The 19,934-nt window shown below is 39.2% G+C and carries 19 protein-coding genes; 10 read left to right on the top strand and 9 right to left on the bottom strand.

Annotation, left to right across the window (positions count from 1 at the left end; genetic code table 11):
- Positions 1-12 precede the first annotated feature (12 nt).
- The 5 genes from HHL23_RS05605 to HHL23_RS05585 form a co-directional block, all read right to left on the bottom strand.
- The gene (locus HHL23_RS05605; RefSeq protein WP_169233833.1) at positions 13-696 is read right to left on the bottom strand and encodes a response regulator transcription factor; all 684 of its coding nucleotides are present in this window, start codon (positions 694-696) and stop codon (positions 13-15) included.
- Between the two features lie 3 nt (positions 697-699).
- A complete protein-coding gene (locus HHL23_RS05600) occupies positions 700-1,311 on the bottom strand; it encodes a sensor histidine kinase (RefSeq protein ID WP_169233832.1) in 612 nt (203 codons plus the stop codon).
- Positions 1,312-1,418: 107 nt separating this feature from the next.
- Positions 1,419-2,066 (bottom strand): hypothetical protein, encoded by a 648-nt coding sequence (locus HHL23_RS05595; protein ID WP_169233831.1) that lies wholly within the window; start codon positions 2,064-2,066, stop codon positions 1,419-1,421.
- Complete coding sequence (locus HHL23_RS05590; protein ID WP_169233830.1) at positions 2,053-2,757, bottom strand: hypothetical protein; 705 nt, start codon at positions 2,755-2,757, stop codon at positions 2,053-2,055. The genes HHL23_RS05595 and HHL23_RS05590 overlap by 14 nt, the downstream gene beginning before the upstream one ends.
- 198 nt (positions 2,758-2,955) lie before the next feature.
- Positions 2,956-4,134 (bottom strand): T9SS type A sorting domain-containing protein, encoded by a 1,179-nt coding sequence (locus tag HHL23_RS05585; protein WP_169233829.1) that lies wholly within the window; start codon positions 4,132-4,134, stop codon positions 2,956-2,958.
- Between the two features lie 343 nt (positions 4,135-4,477).
- On the opposite strand from HHL23_RS05585, the gene HHL23_RS05580 reads away from it, so the two are divergent.
- The 5 genes from HHL23_RS05580 (at position 4,478) to HHL23_RS05560 (ending at position 9,959) form a co-directional block, all read left to right on the top strand.
- Complete coding sequence (locus HHL23_RS05580; RefSeq protein WP_169233828.1) at positions 4,478-5,503, top strand: hypothetical protein; 1,026 nt, start codon at positions 4,478-4,480, stop codon at positions 5,501-5,503.
- A gap of 3 nt (positions 5,504-5,506) precedes the next feature.
- Positions 5,507-6,442, top strand: a complete 936-nt coding sequence (locus HHL23_RS05575) for a hypothetical protein (protein ID WP_169233827.1) — start codon at positions 5,507-5,509, stop codon at positions 6,440-6,442.
- Positions 6,442-8,043 (top strand): hypothetical protein, encoded by a 1,602-nt coding sequence (locus HHL23_RS05570; protein ID WP_169233826.1) that lies wholly within the window; start codon positions 6,442-6,444, stop codon positions 8,041-8,043. Before HHL23_RS05575 ends, HHL23_RS05570 begins: the two co-directional genes overlap by 1 nt.
- A gap of 381 nt (positions 8,044-8,424) precedes the next feature.
- A complete protein-coding gene (locus tag HHL23_RS05565; protein ID WP_169233825.1) occupies positions 8,425-9,426 on the top strand; it encodes a hypothetical protein in 1,002 nt (333 codons plus the stop codon).
- Positions 9,427-9,443: 17 nt separating this feature from the next.
- Positions 9,444-9,959: a hypothetical protein gene (locus HHL23_RS05560; RefSeq protein ID WP_169233824.1), complete on the top strand. Its 516-nt coding sequence runs from the start codon at positions 9,444-9,446 to the stop codon at positions 9,957-9,959.
- Between the two features lie 59 nt (positions 9,960-10,018).
- On the opposite strand, the gene HHL23_RS05555 is transcribed toward HHL23_RS05560, so the two are convergent.
- Positions 10,019-10,786 carry a methyltransferase domain-containing protein gene (locus HHL23_RS05555; RefSeq protein ID WP_169233823.1) on the bottom strand — a complete coding sequence of 256 codons (768 nt, stop codon included), beginning with the start codon at positions 10,784-10,786 and terminating at the stop codon, positions 10,019-10,021.
- A 300-nt stretch (positions 10,787-11,086) separates the two neighbouring features.
- Positions 11,087-11,557, bottom strand: a complete 471-nt coding sequence (locus HHL23_RS05550) for an Lrp/AsnC family transcriptional regulator (RefSeq protein ID WP_169233822.1) — start codon at positions 11,555-11,557, stop codon at positions 11,087-11,089.
- A gap of 142 nt (positions 11,558-11,699) precedes the next feature.
- Here HHL23_RS05550 and HHL23_RS05545 point away from each other — a divergent pair, with 142 nt between their 5' ends.
- From HHL23_RS05545 to HHL23_RS05525, 5 genes are all read left to right on the top strand, one after another.
- Positions 11,700-13,088: an MFS transporter gene (locus HHL23_RS05545; RefSeq protein ID WP_169233821.1), complete on the top strand. Its 1,389-nt coding sequence runs from the start codon at positions 11,700-11,702 to the stop codon at positions 13,086-13,088.
- A 72-nt stretch (positions 13,089-13,160) separates the two neighbouring features.
- On the top strand, positions 13,161-13,907 hold the full coding sequence (locus tag HHL23_RS05540) for a metallophosphoesterase (protein ID WP_169233820.1): 747 nt from the start codon (positions 13,161-13,163) through the stop codon (positions 13,905-13,907).
- 43 nt (positions 13,908-13,950) lie between these two features.
- Positions 13,951-14,277: a hypothetical protein gene (locus tag HHL23_RS05535; protein ID WP_169233819.1), complete on the top strand. Its 327-nt coding sequence runs from the start codon at positions 13,951-13,953 to the stop codon at positions 14,275-14,277.
- A 172-nt stretch (positions 14,278-14,449) separates the two neighbouring features.
- Positions 14,450-15,004 carry a DUF2652 domain-containing protein gene (locus HHL23_RS05530; protein ID WP_169233818.1) on the top strand — a complete coding sequence of 185 codons (555 nt, stop codon included), beginning with the start codon at positions 14,450-14,452 and terminating at the stop codon, positions 15,002-15,004.
- Positions 15,005-15,139: 135 nt separating this feature from the next.
- A complete protein-coding gene (locus HHL23_RS05525) occupies positions 15,140-16,099 on the top strand; it encodes a Fic family protein (protein WP_169233817.1) in 960 nt (319 codons plus the stop codon).
- Positions 16,100-16,514: 415 nt separating this feature from the next.
- On the opposite strand, the gene HHL23_RS05520 is transcribed toward HHL23_RS05525, so the two are convergent.
- Positions 16,515-18,776, bottom strand: a complete 2,262-nt coding sequence (locus tag HHL23_RS05520; RefSeq protein WP_169233816.1) for a glycoside hydrolase family 3 C-terminal domain-containing protein — start codon at positions 18,774-18,776, stop codon at positions 16,515-16,517.
- A 291-nt stretch (positions 18,777-19,067) separates the two neighbouring features.
- On the bottom strand, positions 19,068-19,874 hold the full coding sequence (gene metQ, locus HHL23_RS05515; protein WP_169233815.1) for a methionine ABC transporter substrate-binding lipoprotein MetQ: 807 nt from the start codon (positions 19,872-19,874) through the stop codon (positions 19,068-19,070).
- Positions 19,875-19,934: the final 60 nt, after the last annotated feature.

The following is a 19,934-nucleotide window of genomic DNA, read 5'->3' as shown; positions in this document are numbered from 1 at the left end:
TGGGATGAATCGTTATTTATCCAGCAATACAATTCTGTCCGCATCAATAATCCGGTTCTGTACAGCATAAATCACCAGTCCGGCCATATTCTTTACACAGGTTTTGATCATCAGATTGGTTTTATGTGTTTCAACAGTTTTTGGGGAAATGAACAGGGTGTCTGCAATTTCTTTTGTACTCATCTGCTGGCAAACAAGCTTTAGGACATCAATTTCCCTCTCCGTAAGATCATCTTTTGAATAGGCGTGAAATTCAGGAAGTTTATTAGACAGCTGGTGCCTCATCACCTCTACCTGGTCGTCAGAAAAATAATGGCCGTTCACATGCACAGCATTAATCACATCCGAAAGCTCACTCATTTCTATTTCTTTGGAAAGAAAAGCATGTGCTCCCATTTTCAGCATCTGGCCCATAAAAGACCGCCTGTAAAAACTCGAAAGTACAATGATTTTCATCCCTGTAGAGCTGTTGGATAAAACTGATAATACTTCAAGGCCGCTGCCGTTGGCCATTCTCAGGTCCAGGATCAGAATATCGGGGGTATGCCTGTTCATTTCTTCCAGGAAAGCTGCTCCGCTGGTGCAGGTAAGTACCGTCCGGTATCGTTCATCACTGTCTATATAATCCCTTAAAAGCTGTACAAATAGAAGGTCATCGTCCGCAATGCCGATCTTTATTTTTTCTGATTCTTTCATATTTTAGTTTGATTTTAATGTCATAAGGAGCAGCCATTGGACTCCTTTTCCCGGCTTAGTCTTTAATTTATAAACAGCGTTGATCTGTTGAGTTCTTGATTTTATATTTCTCAGACCTATTCCTCCATATTTATTTCCTGTCTCAAAGCCACAGCCATTATCTTTCACAGTTAAGACCAGATACCGGGATGAAATCCTGAGACTTATGTCCACTTTGGTAGCCTGCGCATGTTTCAGTACATTGCTGATAAGCTCCTGCACGATTCTGAACAGATTTAATTTGACTGAACTGCTGATCCTCTTGCCACCAGTTCCGGAATGATGAAAAATAACAGGTATGCCTTCAATCTGTTCAAGATAATCTGCAATAAGATCCGGAAGTTCTATCTCATCCAGATCAGGTGGTGTAAGGTTGTGGGAAAGTTCCCGGATAAGCTGCATCGACACTCTGATGTCCCGGCTCAGATCATTAACACTTTTACCTTCTGTATTTAAACGGATGAGGTTAAGCCTTGAAATAATATTATCATGGAGTTCCTCTGACAAACGTTCCCTGTCTTTTTCCTGAATATAAAGTGTGTTTTTCAAACATTCTGCCTGGGCATTTCTGACCATCTGCATAATTTTTTTTTTATTTTTTTTTATACCTTTCAGATAAGTGGCCGTGAGTACGGTTATGAATAAGGTCATTAAGAACAGAAACCCAATCCAGATCCATACAACTACTGCCAGATTCTGATCTTCCCGGTACGGCATCCCATATTAACGATAGCAAGATAAAAGCACAGCAAAAGCACTCCTCTGAAAAGCCAGATGGGCGCTACCCATTCCATATGGTTGTTGATCAGGAAATTAAATGTAGTGGAAATCACCGTCTCAATGGAAAAAAACAGAAATACAGCAACATTCACCATGAACAGAGTGGATTCTGTTTTTGCCTTTCTGATTATTTTCAGGAAGTAAAGTCCTCCAAAGCTACAGATCACAATATTCGGGATAATATTAGAGTAAAAGGTAAGCGCTTCAATACTCTGGCGATACATAATGTTGAATGCCAGGAGTACCAATGCAGACGTGTAGATCAGAGCCCTTATACGAGAAGGAATCTTGAAGAAATAGCTATTGTAAATTTCTGTCAGGGCAAGCAAACTCAAAAACTGGCTTAATGAGTAATTGTAAACATTGTGTGCATTCAGTTTCAACAGCCTTCCGATGAGGTCAGACAGTTCCAAGGCAGATTCGCCCAGAAAAAACAGCAATAGCAGGAGTTTTTCTCTTATTCCGGTCATCAGAAAAAGAACAAGGCCGGTGATCAGTGTCAGGTTGATAAGGATCTGCAGAAAAAGAGACAGGCTGTTATATATTTCCATCACTTTTGATCAGGAGTTGGAAATTTTGCAGGCCGGATATGGAGAATGGCGGTCTGGGCGTAGAAAAGTCTTCTGCTTTATTACTCACTTCATTCACTTCCAGATGTTTCACAGTAATAAATTCTATATGATAATCCGAGAGACTGCCTCCGTCTTTTAGTAAAGTAGTAAGTCCCAGAAAGCAGATGCATGCCTGATCCTCCTCAAGGCCTAATTTCTCATAATCTGAAAAAGGAATAGAAATTAACCTGAAAAATGGCTTTTCTCTGTTCACTTCAAGCCATGTGCTGCCGAACATATTCCATCTGAAATTCCGGTTGATCGCAGATTCCCAGTCAATAGACGGTGCCTCCAATGTTTCACTGAAATACCGCTGGAGCGGATCAACCGATCCGCGAGTAAATTTTTTGACAAGAATATGGCTGAAATCTGCATCTGCATCGCTTTTGGAATCGATCAGGAAAAATTTAAGCAGGCCTTCATCAATGCCTGCATAGGCGTGTATAGCTTTGTTATCTTCATGCTCCAGATATCTTCTCCATTCATTTATTTCCTTTCCTGTAACACTGAAATGCGTCCCCTGATTAAGCGCATTGAGGATTTCCTGTTCACTTACTTTATTGCCCATCTTATACAATTCTGTTAATGTATTCCATTTCCTGATGGCATTACAGATGTTCTCAATTTCCATAATATTAAATATTTACAATGATATTTCTTTATGGTTGAAATTTACGAAAAAATTGGATTTAAATCACATTGTTTGGAGATATGTGTATATCAAAAAGACAATAAGAAGTCCATTATTCTGAAATTGGATTTCTTAACTAAATAAAAACGATCAATGGAAGTTCCATTGATCATCTTTTGAAAATATGATATCAAGAATTTAATCCCGGATAACCATCTTTTTAGAACCCGTCACTTTTCCGTCTGTAATCATGCTGTACACATAAGTGCCGGATTGCAGTTCTGAACCTGATAGGTTGATTGTTCCGTTGCCTTTCTCATGGAGTGGGAGGGATTTCACCAGCTGGCCGGAGATGTTGTATACTTCAATAGAGGCTGTTTTTGCACTTTTCGGAAGATAATAGCTGATGCTCGTTCCGTTTTTGGTAGGATTGGGAACATTTTGAGCAAGTTGGGCAACATCCGAAGAAGAAATATCAGTTGATGAAACGCCTTTGTTCAATAGCAGTTGTTTCATCTCCTCTACCGTATTTTCAAGATTTTTAATGCGGTCTTCCAGCTGTTGGATGGTTTCATCTGAAGTCGAAGCTGTTTTATTGAGCGGTGTATTCGAAACCATTACATTTCCACTTGCATCTACAACCAGGGCACGGCCGCTTCCTGTAGGTAGATTTTCATGTCTTACCGTTCCTACCGTATGGAAATTGGCAGTAGGAGCGAGCGTAAGAATACCGACACTTTTATCTTTGATCAGCATGGTTGATGTAGGAGACAATCCAAACATAATAGACAACGGAATATTGTTTGTCAGTTTCGCTCCTCCCGTTCCTGATCCGATCACGAATGAACGGTTTCCGGTAGCTGCCAGGTCAATTCCGAATCCTCCGGAATATACATCCTTAAGATCGATGCCTACCCCTAATGCAAACTGGTTATGATTCCTGATAGTATTTTTCCAGCCCAATGCTACAGACTTACTTGAATTATTCAGGACCATATTATCCTGTCCGCTCACGATATTGGCACCTCCAGCATTACTGAGATCATTTCCCCAGCCGCTTACTATGGAACTGCTGGCCAGCCCTCCAAGAATATTGGAGCTTCCCGTAACGATACTTCCTTTTACTTTGGCGATATTGGAGTTATTCACGGCGTCTACGATAAACGAGCCTGCTTCGTTAAGGATAGCCTGTCCCGGGTTGGAAGAAGCACCGTTGGTTCTCAGATAAAAAGGCATGGGATCTACAGTTCCCGCGTAATTGGCTGGAGTAATTCCCCCATTTCCGGTAACCTGCCATTGCTGTGCGCTGGCGATTACGCTTAACAATAGCATAGCTGTTGCCAGGCCATTTTTCATGGATAATAATGATGTTTTCATAAATTTTGAATTTTGATGGTTTTAGTTATCACTAAAGTATGAAATATTATTATTGAAAATACATATTTGTCACGATAAAGTGATTTTAAAATGTGTTGTATTGCTTTAAATTCAATGATAAAAGGAATAGTCTGTATTATATTTAATATCTATAGTATTTATTTGTAAAATCTAATTAGTCTGAAAGTCTTTTCAATACGGATATTTTGCCCCTAACGGTTTTCGGAAATTTTTTCTTTTGCTCAGGTAAGAAATAGAATGGTTTACGGCTTCCCGTAATTTTTCTTTTACGGTTGTTTGTAGTTTCGGGCATTATAAAACGAAAACAAACAACTCAAACATTATGAATAAAAAAACGACTCCGGCAGACCTCTTTTTAGGAGTACTTGCCCTGCTCCTCATCAGTGTCAGCTTTTATCAGACATGGCTTGGTCTGCAGCAGATCTTTGGGCCCGCATCATTTGTGATCGCCCTTGTATTGTCGCTTCTGCTCTTATTTCTTTGCTGGATGATCCGAAATGCCAAACTGGAAGGAAAACCTACAGGAAGTCTTGTGGGAATCTATGTATTTATCGCTTCTTTCTGTTTTATCGCCAATTTTAATGCATTGTATACCAGGTTTATGAAAACGGATATCTATACCGATGAACTCCGGGAGATTAACAAAAGCTTTATGGCGCTTGAAAATGATGTAGAATCAAAGCTGAGCTATAAATACAATAAAATCACCACCCAGAATATCGAGATCAAGAAAAAACAGCTGATGGAACAGATCAAAGATCCCGGAAACAAAGGAATAGGAACCCGTGCCCAATCATTGATCAGGGATATCGAAAAACTGACCGGTCAGAAAGTAGATCTTCTCACTCCCGTAGGAACCGATTACGAAGATCTTTCCGAAAGAATGGGCCACCAGATCGATAATATGATCTCCGATCTTTCTCCCGAAGAGAGAGCTTTGAAGACAGATCTTAATAACGCCGCTTTAAAGTGGAATAAAAATATCCAGGATCTGCTTTTATTGTCCAAAAAAGAAAAAGATGATCTGTCACAAGGAGTCATCGATGAATCGCTTGCTGAGTACAATAAATTGGGAAGCAGGGCGCAGACGGTTTTAGGAAATGAAAAAATTCATTTTGAGCCCATCGTTTCTCAGACCCAGGAAGTAGGAAAGATAGGCTTTGCCTTTGAACATGCCATTAAACACTTTGGAATGTATCAGTTTGTGGTGTTGGCCGGGTGTATTTTGCTGGATTTCGTCATTGCAATTATTATTTTGCTGGTAACAGGCCAGGATAACAACAGAAACAACAGAGGGAGTGTGTTCAATAACAAAAGAAGCGGCACTACTTTAATTCCTAATAACTAAGTCATGGATAATTTTAACGAAAAATTTAAACCGCTGTCTTTTGATCAGGAAGCTGAAGAAATGCTGAAACCTCTTTCATTTGACAATGATCAGCAGATCCAGGAAGATTTTGTTCCTATATCCAGAACCATTTCCAACGATATCAAAAACAAAGAAAGCAATTTTGTATTCTTCTTCGGAACAGCAGATTCAGGAAAATCGGTCATCCTTTCCTCCATGTTGTATTATCTGAAATCTCACGCGGGAGTATTAAGACCTAAACTTGGGACCCCCAATAGTAAAGAAGCCAATGTTCTTTTGTCCGACTTTTTTGAAAACATACGTCAGGGGATTCTTCCCAACAGAACTTCAAGGGACAAAGTTACCCGTCTTGATCTTGTTTTTGAGCCCAATAATAAATCCAAAAAAGTAGTTCCGATTGATCTTACATTTTTAGAAACCTCGGGAGAAAATCATAATGAGATCAGAAGAGGAGGAAGCTATCACAGCAGTATAGAATCATTTCTGAATGCCAATGTGCCGCTTACCTTCATTATCGTCACAAGCTATGATTCTGCGCATAGAGAAGACAGTCTCATCAATGAATTTCTGGATGAACTGGAAAGGAAAGGGAAGAATTTGAAATCAGTCAACGCGGTACTTGTTATTTCCAAATGGGATAAATCCGGAAGAATGGATGTTGAAAGTGCGGAAGAATTGGAAGGTTTCATTTCCGACCGTTTACCAATGACCGCCCAGAGAATCAATACCTATGGGCTCAGTAAATCGTATTACACCATTGGGAGTGTGCAAAATTCCGTAGGACAGGAAAGGGTAAACCTGCTTAATCTGTCTACGGCAGAAGTGTTGTCCAAGTGGTTGTACAGAAGCATTACCGGATACGGTCTGGATTATGAAGGAACATTTTGGGAACGTTTAAAATTTAGTTTTAGCAACTGATGAGCAGTACTTATTTTTTTTCGGCATTCGGCACCTTTGGAAATCCGAACGGTTTCCGGCAGTCTTACTTTCTGGGCGGAAATGCAGAGGTCGCCAAAAACATCAAAACATTTGATTTAAAAACAGATGCGGTGAAGCTTTTTCCCGGCAGCAAAATCTATGGAATACGTATAGAACCGGCAGGCAGCTCCCATTTAATTTCATATACGGTATATACGTTTGCAAAAGAACAGAACTCGCAGCGCGGCGGTACATTTATTGGGTCGAGCCTTATTTTTTTGGATAAAATAGCTCCCGAAACTCTGATTATAAATGTTCTGGATGAATTTCATCAGCATCTGGAAAAGCATAATGTAGTGGATGGGACTATTACCATCAATCATTCGGATAAATTTTCCATTGATAAACCGAAAGATTATGATAAAATAGGTTTCAATGCACGGGATGTGGAAAGTCCGGGAATGGCTCAGTCTGGTAATAATTATCTGATGGTATATACCGAGCCGGGTTCTTCGAAATGGCCATCTTTGTTCAGTACAGCCATTGCCCTTCTCGGTACCTATGATATGATCTACTTCACAGAAAGCCGTGAGGTCGCTGAATTTGTTCAGCAGAAAGGGATTTTTAAAATTGTTGATGTCGATGGATTTGAGCGGGAAATTCAAAAATCTGATGAAGAGAAGTCAAGACTGGTGAATAGCTGCATCCAAGATCTGGAGAAAGAAAAGGAAAATTTACAGGGAGACAAGAAGACTCTTATTGATGAGGTAGAGAGACAGATTGCCCAAAATGAAAGACGACACCAAGAAAATGAAAAGAAGATCAGCGACTCTAAAGCTGGAATCACGGTCATCAACAACGAGTTTCATCAGTATGCTTTAAAAATTGATGATCTGATCAGTACTTTAAGATTAGATAAAAAAGTAGAAACCGTCAGAAAGCAACATCTGGAAAGCCGGAAAATATTTACCGATAAGATCAGGCTCAGTAGAGATATCGGGATGGTGAGTTCAATGGGATCTTCCTATCCGTCCCAGCAGGAGAGTTCAAAGCCTAAGCTGAAAAACAGCCTGGAAGACTTTAGTATGGGAAACAGCAGCTACAACAATAAGAAAACCCGTTTGAACGGGTATAAAATTGCCTTCTGGATTCTAATTTTGCTAATAACAGCAGGAGCTGCCTCTTGTTTAGTTTTTCTGGATAAAGGAAAAATACCTGGGTTTTCTGGTGAAGAAACCGTTGTTGCTGTTGAAAATAACCATGCAGATACCATAGCTACAGATCATATCCCAGCAGAGACTTCCATAGCTATACCGGCCACCAATCTGAATCCCTTTCCCAATGGGGAATTAAATGAAAACGACTGGCGGCTGGTGTCAAAAAAAGCACCATTCGGAATGAAGATAGATAGCTTGATCAGCGTTATTTACAAAGAGAATCCTTCAACGGTCAAAGACTTTTACAAGCATCAGAAAAAAGAGTATAAAGCTCATCTTTACACATTGAATCAGCAAAGTTTTGAAATTGATGGACAGGATACTCTCCTGACAGATACTTTAAGGAGAATTCCCAATTACATACAATCTCTTCCGGTTCATTGATGATGGTGTCATCTCGAAGAACAAATCTTTACAGATTAAAAAGATGCATCATGATGGTGCATCTTTTTTCATGAATCTTACTCAATAGAAATTTTGGCTGAATTTAAAAGTGACTGACCTTGCTTTCAAAAAAAAAAAATTAAAAAAATTAAACAATTGTTTAAATTCCTGTTATGCTGTTAATTAAGTGTATTTACTTCAAATAAGTTCGGTTCAATAAGACCTAGGAATAAAATTTTGGTACATAAATTGTTCACTGGAGAGCTAACGTAAAATTTAATTTTTAATACATTAAATTATGTAAAAAACATTAATTTATTATAAAGTCATATGAATAATCTAAATTTTGGTGTCATTAATAAGAAATTGATTTTCTTGTTAATGGCTTTTTTTTATGGTATTGCGAATGCGCAATGCATAGCTTACACGGGCCAGGCCATGAATCCTGGAGAAACGTATTGTCTTACCGGAAACCTTACTTTGGTTAATGATATTACCATTCCGCAGGATGCTTTTCTGATCATTCAGCCCGGTGGGTCACTTATTGTAAAAGGCATTACCGTGAATGGTAATCTGGAGATCGGAGATACAGGGAGTGTAAAATCAGAAGGTTCCATAATCATTGGTGTTTTCGGAAGTCAGAAGAACTCAAAAGTGAAGCTGGGAACCAAAGCATACCTTTCCCTTACAGGATCAGTCTCTCAGGGAGATCCTTCATTTATGGGAACATTTCCCGGGGCAATGTCAACCATTGATATGGGAACCTACAGTGTGGTGGAAATATGCGGAACTTTCAGTCAGCAGTCTATCACTTATCCTTTTATAAACTATGTCGGAGCTCCTTTGGGAAAGGCGTATTGTATTGCCAAGGCACAGGTGAGCGGAGGGGGAACTTCTATACTCAGCAATGACAGCCAGATTATTGCCATTGCCATGGATACCGTAACAGGATTGGCTCCCGGAAATGCCAGTTTCTGTGGACCTAACGCTACTCAGGCTATGTGTCCTGCTTTATGGCCTGTCGGGCTTCCTGGCGATAAATTTGCCTGCGGTTTCGCCGATGAGGTCGTTCTTGAATTGGATGATTATTGTACGAAACCTGGAATTTCAGGAACACCCGATGGTTATACCAAAATGGGAATCACTATACAGCAGAAAACCACTAGCTGGCCTGAAAATATTCCGAACGGGTTCCTTGCATTGGAGTCAAAAACAAAAGGTTTCGTGATTACAAGAGTGCCACATGTAAGTCAGACTCCGCAGCTTGGAGATGCCGTGACAGAGCCCAAAGAAGGAATGATTGTGTATGACATTCAGGACCGTTGTGTAAAACTGTACAACGGAACCCAATGGAAGTGCATCGAAAGAAGCTGTAATGATTAACTTAATTTGTACATAAAATGAAACATATAAAAAACATAAGTATAGCTCTGACATTGGTCGTTTTTAATACTTTTTATGCTCAGGTGGCTATAGAAAAAGAAACGGTTGATGGCAGAAGCACAGTGCTGGATTTTAATAGTACACCTTCTAATACAAAAGGTCTTATTCTTCCCGCCACTCAGGGACTTCCCACAGGAACTCCTGCCAACGGAACCTTTATTTTTGATGCCTCAGATGATCAAGTAAAAGTCTACGAAAATAATACCTGGAGATCACTTAGCGATACGGGGAATGGTTCGACAGTGGTAGCTAACAGTTCCGATGAAACCGGTAATGGAGTCGTGATTGGTACTCCTGCAGGAAGTGCCGATGGTATACTCGTTTTGGAATCGCCGGATAAGGCTATGATTCTTCCTAAAATATCTTCACCGCACCTCAATGTAAAAAATCCGTATCCCGGAATGATCTGTTATGATACGGCCAGTAAAACGTTCGCTGTTTTTGACGGCATGGTTTGGAATTACTGGAAATAATAACTGGTAAAACAGTTCAAAAACGTCCTGCTTATCACAAATATGAAAGCAGGACGTTTTTATTTTTTTCTTCCGTAAAGTAAGATTCTTTTAAAAGCATAAATAGCAGGAAGTTTTGAAAAGTCCTCTGCAATACGCAGTTTAAATTCTGCCGTGAACACTTTCTGTTGCTCTTCGTTAAGTTTTTCCAGATAAGGAATCAAAGCTGATCCTGAGATAAAGTTGAATAAAGTTTCATGGTCCTCTGCAATAATAGGATAGACCTTTTGTGATAAATTCAGATCTTCAAGGCCACTGTCAAATAAAATCTGTGCATATTCATCGATCGTCAATACGGCAGAAGGGCGGTTCCAACCATTGAGCTGGGTTCGGAAAGGCTCTTTATCCGCCAGTTCAAAAAGAATCTTATTCAGGGTATTGCCCGGTTGATAAGGCATTTGTACAGCGAATTGTCCGTTGGTATTCAGCTTGGCAATAAGTTTAGGAAAAAGGTTTTGATGATCATCAGACCATTGAAGGGCGGCATTACTGAAGATGAGATCCCATTTTTCATCAGCATCCAGCATCGCCTCTGTTGTAGCAATTTTAAAATGGAGACGCTCATTTTCCAGCGCTCTGGATTTTTCAAGCATTTCTGGAGAAGAATCAATCCCTGTAAAAACAGCATCTTGAAATTTTTTAGTAAGAATGGCTGTCTGTTCGCCTGTTCCGCAGCCAAGATCTACTGCTTTCATTGCTTTTTCATCAGTAATCAGCTCAGCGAGATCATAAAACGGCTTAAAACGGATGTTTTTAAATTGATTGTAAACGTCAGGATTCCACGGCATATTCTGTGATTTTAAATGTGACTTCAATTTAGCAATTACTGAATAGAACAAAGAATTTGAAATATTAAAAGATTCTTAAAAGAAAGGAAGCGGGGAGCGGGAGGGTGGGAGTTACTGAAAGAAGAAAGAACAATTACTCCCGTTTTCATTGAATTTAAAGTTTCATCAAGTTAATCTGAATTCGGTAAAAATCCTTGTCAAGGTTCAAAACCTTGACAAGGATCTTAAAAAGACCAGAAATCCATTTATAGGCTGAAAGTAACTTCCATCTCCCATCTTCTCGCTTTCCTCTTCAAACTCTCACAAAATCTGCGCACTTTCCTTAATACTGTTCATCACAAAAATACTTTTCGTCTGCCCGATCCCTTCAATTTCAGAAAGCTTATTGACAAAAAATTCGTGGAAATCATCCATATTCGGAGCAAGGATCTTCAGCATAAAATCAAAGTCACCACTGATGTTGTAAAACTCTACCACTTCTTTCAGTTTTCCAACCTCTTCAATAAATTTTCCAGCTGTTTTTTTGTTGTGGACATTCAGGGCAATCATACAGATGACCATCATACCCTTATTTACCTTTTTACGGTCTATTACGGCGGTGTATTCTTTGATAATTCCCAGTTTCTCCATCCGTTTGATCCGTTCATGAGTAGGAGTGGGGCTTAAATTGATCCTGGCGGAAATATCACGCACACTCATTTTGGCATCCTTCTGTAGTAAACGGAGGATAGAAAGGTCTTTTTCGTCAGGAGTATATTGTTCTGCAGTCATTTGTTCTGTTTTTAGACTTGTTAAGGGGTGTGATAGTGGTTTTGTTCTTTTTTAATAACTTAAATAGTTTATTTGTTCCAAATTTACCATATAATTTTCAAATATGTTCTTTTAAAATTAATTTTGCAGGAAATTTGAATCTATGAGTACAAGGAAAAATTTAATATTAATATTAGCATCGGTAGGAACTTTTGTAGAGGCTTTGGATATTGCCATTATTAATTTAACTATTCCTTCTATTCAGGAACAGTTTCATATCGGAGCAGAGACTGTACAGTGGTTGCAAACCCTTTATGTCCTGTTTTTCGGAGGCTTTCTGATCATTGGTGGGAAACTTTCCGATCAGATCGGGCGTAAGAAGATATTCCTTATCGGAGCTTTGATTTTTATGCTGACTTCTCTAGGAGCAGGACTTTCGCCAAGCTTTGAAGTTTTAGCCATATTTCGTGCCCTTCAGGGATTGGGAGCGGCATTCATTATGCCTTCTGCATTATCTATTGTGACCAATACCTTCAGAGAGGAGCAGGAGCGTAACTACGCTATTGGAATTTTCAGTTCATTTGCCGCGATAGGCTCCGGAAGTGGTTTGTCGGTAGGAGGAATTATCAGTACTTACCTAAGCTGGCACTGGGTTTTCCTTATCAATGTTCCTATTTTGTTAATTACTTTAATTTTTGCCTATCAATATCTGCCTGCAGACGAAAAAAGAGAGACCGGTCAGAAAACGGATCTTGTATCTGGAATGCTGCTTGTTTTGGGACTTTTAAGCCTTACGTATGGAACCCACGAACTGGTTCATATCAAAGAAAATCCTTTCATGATTATAGGTTCCCTGGTACTTTCCGTTTTGCTTTTGGTGACTGTATTGATCAGGTTAAAATCTGTATCCCAACCTTTGATCGATTTGGATTTGCTTAAACACCGATCATTGGTGGTTTCTAATGTCGTGTTTTTTACATTAGGGGCATTTTTTATAGGATTTTTATTCCTTATTTCATTAATGCTTCAGAAAGACATGGGACACAGCGCTGCATCTGCGGGACTTATGCTGGTGCCGTTCAGTATCATGTCTGCATTGGCTTCAAAATTTGTGCTGCCCCATATTTCTAAAAGATTAAGTTCTTCCCAGATGGGCGTTTTCGGATGGAGTTTTATGCTGGCAGGTGCTTTATCTCTACTGATTTCAGTTTACACAGGACATCCATTGGCAGTAGTACTGTTGGGAGCGGCGTGTATTTCAGGAATAGGAATGACGTTTTGTTTTACGGCACTTTCAGTGATGGGAATTCAGGATGTAGAACCTTCTCATTACGGAGTAGCTTCCAGTTTAAGCTCTACCAGCTATTTCCTGGGAGCAGGAATTGGGTTGTCGTTCATGACTTTGATGAGCCAGATCTTTCCTTCTCAATACGCGGTTGGAGATTTAAGTCTGATCATCCTGGTTGGATACGCTTTGCTGGCCCTTGGAATGCTGCTGTATTTTATTGTTAAAAGCTTAAAAATCAGACAATCGGAAATAGCTATTTCATAAACGGATTAAAATTATACAAACTATATGGAAGAGGATCGGTATTATTTTGTCGGTTCTTTTTATTTTAGCAGTATGAAAATACAGATCATCAGCGATCTTCATCAGGAATTCGGATCGACTAATTTATTTTTTGATCATGCAGATGTTGTTGTATTGGCCGGAGACATTAATCTGGGAACAAAAGGAATTGAATGGATCAATTCAAAAATTAAGGACAAACCTGTCGTGTATGTTCTGGGAAACCATGAATATTATAAAGGTTCCTATCCCAAAACTTTAAACAAGATAAAGCAGGCAGCAGAAGGCTCAAATGTCTTTGTTCTCGAAAATGAAGCCGTAGATATTAACGGGATTCGTTTTCACGGCGCAACGCTTTGGACGGATTTTTCTATTTTCGGAAACCCTTTACATTACGGAATGATCTGTCAGCCTAAAATGAATGATTATAAAATGATCAGACGAGATCCTTCCTATTCAAAAATGCGGACCATTGATACCTTTAAAATTCATCAGTTTTCAAGGCTCTGGTTAAAAGAAAGTCTGGAAAACTCTAAAGGCTTAAGGAATATTGTCGTTACCCATCATGCGCCAAGTATCCAGTCTGTTCCGCAGCAGTATAAAGAAGATCCCCTGACTGCTGCTTACGCTTCCGATATGGAAGAAGTTATTACAGAGCATCAACCGCTGTACTGGATTCACGGACATATCCATACCCCATGCAGATATACCATTGGGGAAACCGAGATGATCTGCAATCCTCACGGTTATATCGACGAAAAATACAACGGCTATGAGAAGGAATTGATTATTGAGGTGTAAAAGGCAGATCGTTTTCTCTTCTGCCTTTTAGCTCATCGGGGTTTTGTCTTTTTCATCCAAATACCCTAATTCACTTCCCATAGCTAAAAAATCTACCACAAACCCCTCAGAATTTGTATCTGTATTTACTTTTGAAGAGCTTCTTCAGGAGGTAGAGTTTGATCTCGGAGTGAAAGAATTTGTGGTGATGGAAATCGATAAGACCAATTATGCCATACTTTTCCTCTCGCTGATCGTCTTGGCTGGATGCAGGAAAAACAATCAAAACCAACAGCAGAAAATTGCGGAAGGCTTGGCTGTGAAATCCCCTGAAACCGTAAAGAAGCTGATATTTTATTTAAATACAATTCCGCGACGTATGTGGAGGTGATTATCGCGCAAAGCAATAAGCTTCAGGCAGAACTGGAGCTGGCTTCCCTGAAAGCACAACGACTAAATGCTATAACTTCCCTGTAAAGGGCGGTTGGCGGAGGCTGGCAATAAAGTAAAATGAAACCTGCTTCGTCTGTAAGGATGCAGCAGGTTTTTAAACTATAATCATTATGAAGAATACAAATATACATGAGGGTATTATTCTTATTCCTGATTTCAGCGGGTTTACTGAATTTGTGTTCAATACCAAACTTTATACAGGAGAATATATTGTAAGACAACTACTATCTACACTGATCGATATGAACGATCAATATTTTGATATTTCAGAGATTGAAGGCGATGCCATTTTATTTTACAGGTATGACAACAATCCTTCCTATCCGCATATTTCGGCGATGCTTTGGAAAATGCGGAATGCATTTGACCAGAAAATTAAAGAGTTAAATAAGGAGCTAAGCATGTCTATTGACATGTCGCTGAAGTTTATCGTGCACTATGGAAAGTTTTCACAGTATACGATCGGAAGTTTTAAAAAGCTTTACGGTAAAACAGTAGTAGAGGCCCATCAGATGCTGAAGAATGAATTTGCAGAGCAGCCATCTTACGCTCTGTTCAGTCATTCTTTTTTAGAAAACAGCAGAAGTGAAGAGTCAGAAATGACTACACAGAAATATCATCTTCCTGAAGGAGGAATGATTCATTATTTTGAGAATGTCAACTAGCATATCTATTTTTTAATCCTTGTCAATTTGCTAGGTGCCCGGGTGAGATCCGGGCATTTTTAAATTATGTCATAATATGACATAATTTAAAAATGATTCTTTATCTTTGATACTATCAAATGATACTATCAAGTTTTGAAGCCACCATATACTATTACCGATAAAATCCTATTATTAGTTGCCTCCATCTCTGAAAAGATTGGAGAGATTAATGCCCACCATCTTTATAAACCAGCAGCAGAGTTACGGAAGAAAAACCGTATTAAAACGATACAGTCTTCATTGGAAATCGAAGGAAATACGCTGACTGAGGAACAGATAACGGCATTGCTGGATAATAAGCGGATCATTGCCCCACTAAAAGATATTCAGGAAGTACAGAATGCCATTGAAGTGTATAGCCGCTTACAGCAGTTTAAACCTACTAGTATTAAAGATCTGGAAAAGGCTCATGCTGTTTTAATGAAAGATCTGATTGGTAAGGCTGGAAAACTGAGGACTTCCAATGTAGGGATAGTAAAAGGTTCTAAAGTAGAACATATTGCTCCGTCCGGCACAATGGTAAAAGGGCTGATGAATGATCTTTTCAAATACCTGAAAAACGATCCTGAACTTATCTTAATAAAAAGCTGTGTTTTTCATTATGAATTTGAATTTATCCATCCCTTTTTAGATGGTAACGGAAGAATGGGAAGATTATGGCAAACTCTTATTTTGATGCAGCAGTATCCCGTATTTGAATACCTTCCGGTAGAAAGCCTTATTAAGAAGAATCAAAAGGAATATTATAATAAGCTTTCGGAATCTGATAAAAAAGGAAATTCTACTCCCTTTGTTGAATTTATGCTGGGGATTATTTTAGAAGCTCTTCAACAGGTTTTGCAATCTCAGAATACGAACTTAAATACAAAGGACAGAATACTGATTTTTAGGAAAAAAATAAAGGGTGAAAAATTCAGCAGAAAAGATTATCTGCAACATTTCAAAAATATTTCGGCCCCTACAGCCAGCAGAGATTTAAAATGGGCTGCAGAGCAGAAGATTTTAGAGAAATATGGTGAACAGCGATTGACTGAATATCAGTTCAAAGGTTAAGGTGGCTTATGTCTAGAATACTGATGAGGTAATTGAGTAAAAAAAGAAAGGAGTAAATTTATATACAATCCCTTCATTTGACTAGGAACGACTTCCAAACGACCTAAGAAACTGAAGCGTTAAGAAAATAAATTCTGTGAACGTTAAGAAAACTCTACTGTCTGAGTGCGGGACAAATTCTGATTCTCAATATAGAGTGTTACCACATGAAACCTAACGAAGTGGTTCGACGAACGGAGAGAGTCAATTTAGAGTTTTTAGAGAATAGATTTCATTTTTAGTGGAAGGTTCTAAGTCTTGAACTTTTGGTTCTTTTGTTTCAAGACAAAAGGACATATTAAATAATGCAGAATGGCTTTTACAAAAAAAGCAGATCCCATAGAACCTGCTTTTTAAATATTATTAATAGAAATAATTATTTCAAAGTAAACCTCACCTTCGTCTTAATCGCATCAGAAGAATTTCCAATCAGAGCCTCAAAATCTCCAGGTTCAGCCGTCCATTCATGCTTATCTGCATCAAAATAGCTTAATGCTGTTTTATTGATTGTAAAAGTCACTTCCTTCTGCTCACCCGGATTTAAATATACCTTTTCAAAACCTTTCAGTTCTTTGGCAGGACGTGGTACAGAAGCTTTATTATCACTGATGTATAACTGCGCTACTTCAGCACCGGCTTTCTTCCCTGTATTTTTTACAGTTACGGTGAATGTGATCTTATCGTCCTGGGACATCACTGTTTTATCAGCAGAAGCCTTTCCAAACTCAAATGTAGTGTAGCTTAATCCATGTCCGAAACTGAATAAGGGTTTAATCTTTTTCGTGTCATGCCAACGGTAGCCTACAAAAACACCTTCGTTATACGTAATATTGATCGGATTTTTCTGGTCTTTCCCTTTTCCGGCTGCCAGTTCGTCTTTTTGTCCCGGATATTCTCCCAATTGATGGGCTGAATTATCTTCCAGCTTCACTGGAAAAGTAAACGGAAGTTTTCCCGAAGGATTCGCATCCCCTGCCAATACAGAAGCAATAGAATTTCCGGCCTCAGAACCCAGATACCATGACTGAAGAACAGAAGGAACTTCTTTAATCCAAGGCATAGCCACAGCATTTCCGGAAACTAAAACTACTGCAAGATTTTTATTCGCTTTCGCTAATGCTGAAATCACGTTGTCCTGGTTGTACGGAAGTCCGTAGCTTTTTCTGTCGTTCCCTTCACTGTCCTGGAAGTCAGATTTATTCAGTCCTCCTACGAAAATAACGTAGTCAGATTTTTTGGCTAATTCTACAGCTTCGTTGAGTAATTCTGCGGCAGATCGGTCGTCTTTCAGGTTCTGTCCGGATTTTACCCCGTTATATTCGCCTCCAATGTCACCTACATACCCTCTTGCATACTGAACATCAGCCTGTTTTCCAAATCTGGATTTGATTCCGTCCAAAGGAAGTGTTTCATATTTTACCTTCAAAGACGAAGACCCACCACCGACAGTCATGATTTTGATGGCATTTTCACCGATAACGGCAATTTTTTTAGCTTTATTAATATCAATGGGAAGTACATTTCCCTGATTTTTCAACAATACAATACCTTCTTCTCCAATCTCTTTGGCCACAGCTTTATGTTCTTCAGAAGCAATATTCCCAAAAGGCTTGTTCCTGTTCATCGTAGTTTTGTAAGCTAAACGAAGTAATCTGGTTACTTTATCGTCAAGTTCCTGTGTTCCTACTTTTCCAGCTTTAATAAGATCTAAATAAGGTTTTGCTAAATAGTAATTGTCATAGGCATTTTTTGTCCCCGCTGAAAGTCCGTTCGTCCAGCTCCCGAATTCAAGGTCCAATCCGTTGTGGATCGCCTGTTCCGTATTATTGACGGCTCCCCAGTCGGATACGACAACCCCTTTGTAGCCCCATTCTTTTTTCAGAATATCGTTTAAAAGGTATTGGTTTTGGCTGGCGTATTGGTTTTTGTACATATCATAAGCGCCCATGATCGTCCATGAATCCCCTTCAGTCACAGCCGCTTTGAAAGGCGGAAGATAAATCTCATACAACGTTCTGTCATCAATATTGACATTGCTTGTATGACGGAACATTTCCTGGTTGTTTAAGGCAAAATGCTTCACAGAAGTAGCCACACCATTGGATTGTACTCCTTTGATATAAGGAACCACCATTTTTGAAGTTAAGTAAGGGTCTTCCCCCATGTATTCGAAGTTTCTACCGTTCAGTGGTGTTCTGTAGATATTGACACCAGGTCCCAGGAGGATATCTTTTTTTCTGTATCGGGCTTCTTCCCCCAGAGCTTTTCCGTAATTCCATGACATTTTTTTGTTCCATGTTGCAGAAAGCGCCGTCAGGGCAGGGTAGGCAATGATCGAGTCATTCGTCCATCCGGCCTGATCCCATTCATCCCACATCACTTCCGGACGTACACCATGAGGGCCGTCTGTGGTCCAGAATTCAGGAATTCCCAGTCTTGGAACACCTGGAGAACTGAACTTGGACTGTGCATGCAACATAGCCACTTTTTCTTCCACGGTCATTCTCGAAAGAGCATCCTGAATACGTTGTTCTACGGGTTTCGATTCATCTAAATAAACGGGTTGAGTATGAGTCTGAGCCATATATGAAGCAGCAATAAAAGTGAATAAACTTACAATGGCGGTTTTCTTGAACATAAAATGCCTTTTTATTGATTAACAACAAAAGTAAGTAAAATTTTTATTATCTCAAATTGAGAAAATAAATTTTAATGGATAAGTGTAGTTTGGGTTTAGGGGGTTGGGATGCGCGATTCGGGTTTCTGAGTAACGAGTTTGAGTGTTTTTAAGGTTTGAGATTTAAAATAAAGATTTTATTAACCCAGCTGATTCTTGTCTAAAATCTAAAATCTGGAATCTGACGTCTGATATCTGATGTCTTTGCTCTTTATTCTTTATTCTGAAGTCCTTCTCTCATCATTTATGATCCTACCATCCTTTCACCGCACCGCCTTTAAAGATCTCCTCAGCTTTTTTGGCCACTTCATCGGACTGGTAAGCTTTTACAAAGTTTTTAACTTTAGCAGAATTTTTATTATCATGTGTGGCGACGATAACATTCACATAAGGTGAGTCTTTATCTTCGCTGAATATGCCTTGTTTATCCGCATTTAGTCCTGCCTGTGCTGCAAAATTATTGTTGATAATAGCGATAACCACTTCTTTGTCGTCCAGAACCCTTGGAAGCTGTGGAGCTTCGATTTCGAGGATTCTCAACTGTTTTGGATTTTCGGTAATGTCGGTAACTTTCGGAAGAAGTCCGGTCCCTTCTTTTAATTTTAAAAGTCCGTTTTTCTGAAGAAGAAGGAGAGAACGTCCTTCGTTGGTGGGATCATTGGGAATCACTACCGTACTTCCGTTCTGAAGTTGACTGATTGTTCTGATCTTTTTTGAATAGGCAACAATAGGATAAACAAAAGTATTCCCAACCACAGCCAATTTATAGCCTCTCTGCTTTGATTGTTCATTTAAATAAGGAACATGCTGAAAAGCATTGGCTTCAATATCTTCGTTATTCAAGGCCTCATTTGGAACCACATAATCATTGAACGGAATCAGTTCCACATCAAGATTATACTTTTCCTTAGCTACCTTTTTAGCAGCTTCGGCAATTTCCAGTTCCGGGCCGTAGGTAATTCCTACCACGATATGATTAGGATCGTCTTTCTTTCCTGAACATGCATTGAATACGAGAAGTCCAGCTGTTAAAAAGGCTGTAATTTTTATCTTTTTCATTAGAATTTTTTATCATTAAAAGGTGGCTGAAGCACTCGAAGCCACCTTTTATTATTTAGA

This window comes from Chryseobacterium antibioticum (genome assembly GCF_012927325.1).
Taxonomy (GTDB): domain Bacteria; phylum Bacteroidota; class Bacteroidia; order Flavobacteriales; family Weeksellaceae; genus Chryseobacterium; species Chryseobacterium antibioticum.
This window is presented reverse-complemented; position numbering and strand designations above follow the sequence as displayed.

Excerpts from the sequence above, each read along its gene's own strand:
- HHL23_RS05520 (WP_169233816.1), bottom strand. The coding sequence starts at position 18,776 with ATGTTCAAGAAAACCGCCATTGTAAGTTTATTCACTTTTATTGCTGCT.
- HHL23_RS05575 (WP_169233827.1), top strand. The coding sequence starts at position 5,507 with ATGGATAATTTTAACGAAAAATTTAAACCGCTGTCTTTTGATCAGGAA.
- HHL23_RS05550 (WP_169233822.1), bottom strand. The coding sequence starts at position 11,557 with ATGACTGCAGAACAATATACTCCTGACGAAAAAGACCTTTCTATCCTC.
- HHL23_RS05580 (WP_169233828.1), top strand. The coding sequence starts at position 4,478 with ATGAATAAAAAAACGACTCCGGCAGACCTCTTTTTAGGAGTACTTGCC.
- HHL23_RS05595 (WP_169233831.1), bottom strand. The coding sequence starts at position 2,066 with ATGGAAATATATAACAGCCTGTCTCTTTTTCTGCAGATCCTTATCAAC.
- HHL23_RS05530 (WP_169233818.1), top strand. The coding sequence starts at position 14,450 with ATGAAGAATACAAATATACATGAGGGTATTATTCTTATTCCTGATTTC.
- HHL23_RS05590 (WP_169233830.1), bottom strand. The coding sequence starts at position 2,757 with ATGGAAATTGAGAACATCTGTAATGCCATCAGGAAATGGAATACATTA.
- HHL23_RS05585 (WP_169233829.1), bottom strand. The coding sequence starts at position 4,134 with ATGAAAACATCATTATTATCCATGAAAAATGGCCTGGCAACAGCTATG.
- HHL23_RS05605 (WP_169233833.1), bottom strand. The coding sequence starts at position 696 with ATGAAAGAATCAGAAAAAATAAAGATCGGCATTGCGGACGATGACCTT.
- HHL23_RS05540 (WP_169233820.1), top strand. The coding sequence starts at position 13,161 with ATGAAAATACAGATCATCAGCGATCTTCATCAGGAATTCGGATCGACT.
- HHL23_RS05600 (WP_169233832.1), bottom strand. The coding sequence starts at position 1,311 with ATGGTCAGAAATGCCCAGGCAGAATGTTTGAAAAACACACTTTATATT.
- metQ (WP_169233815.1), bottom strand. The coding sequence starts at position 19,874 with ATGAAAAAGATAAAAATTACAGCCTTTTTAACAGCTGGACTTCTCGTA.
- HHL23_RS05545 (WP_169233821.1), top strand. The coding sequence starts at position 11,700 with ATGAGTACAAGGAAAAATTTAATATTAATATTAGCATCGGTAGGAACT.
- HHL23_RS05565 (WP_169233825.1), top strand. The coding sequence starts at position 8,425 with ATGGCTTTTTTTTATGGTATTGCGAATGCGCAATGCATAGCTTACACG.
- HHL23_RS05560 (WP_169233824.1), top strand. The coding sequence starts at position 9,444 with ATGAAACATATAAAAAACATAAGTATAGCTCTGACATTGGTCGTTTTT.
- HHL23_RS05570 (WP_169233826.1), top strand. The coding sequence starts at position 6,442 with ATGAGCAGTACTTATTTTTTTTCGGCATTCGGCACCTTTGGAAATCCG.
- HHL23_RS05555 (WP_169233823.1), bottom strand. The coding sequence starts at position 10,786 with ATGCCGTGGAATCCTGACGTTTACAATCAATTTAAAAACATCCGTTTT.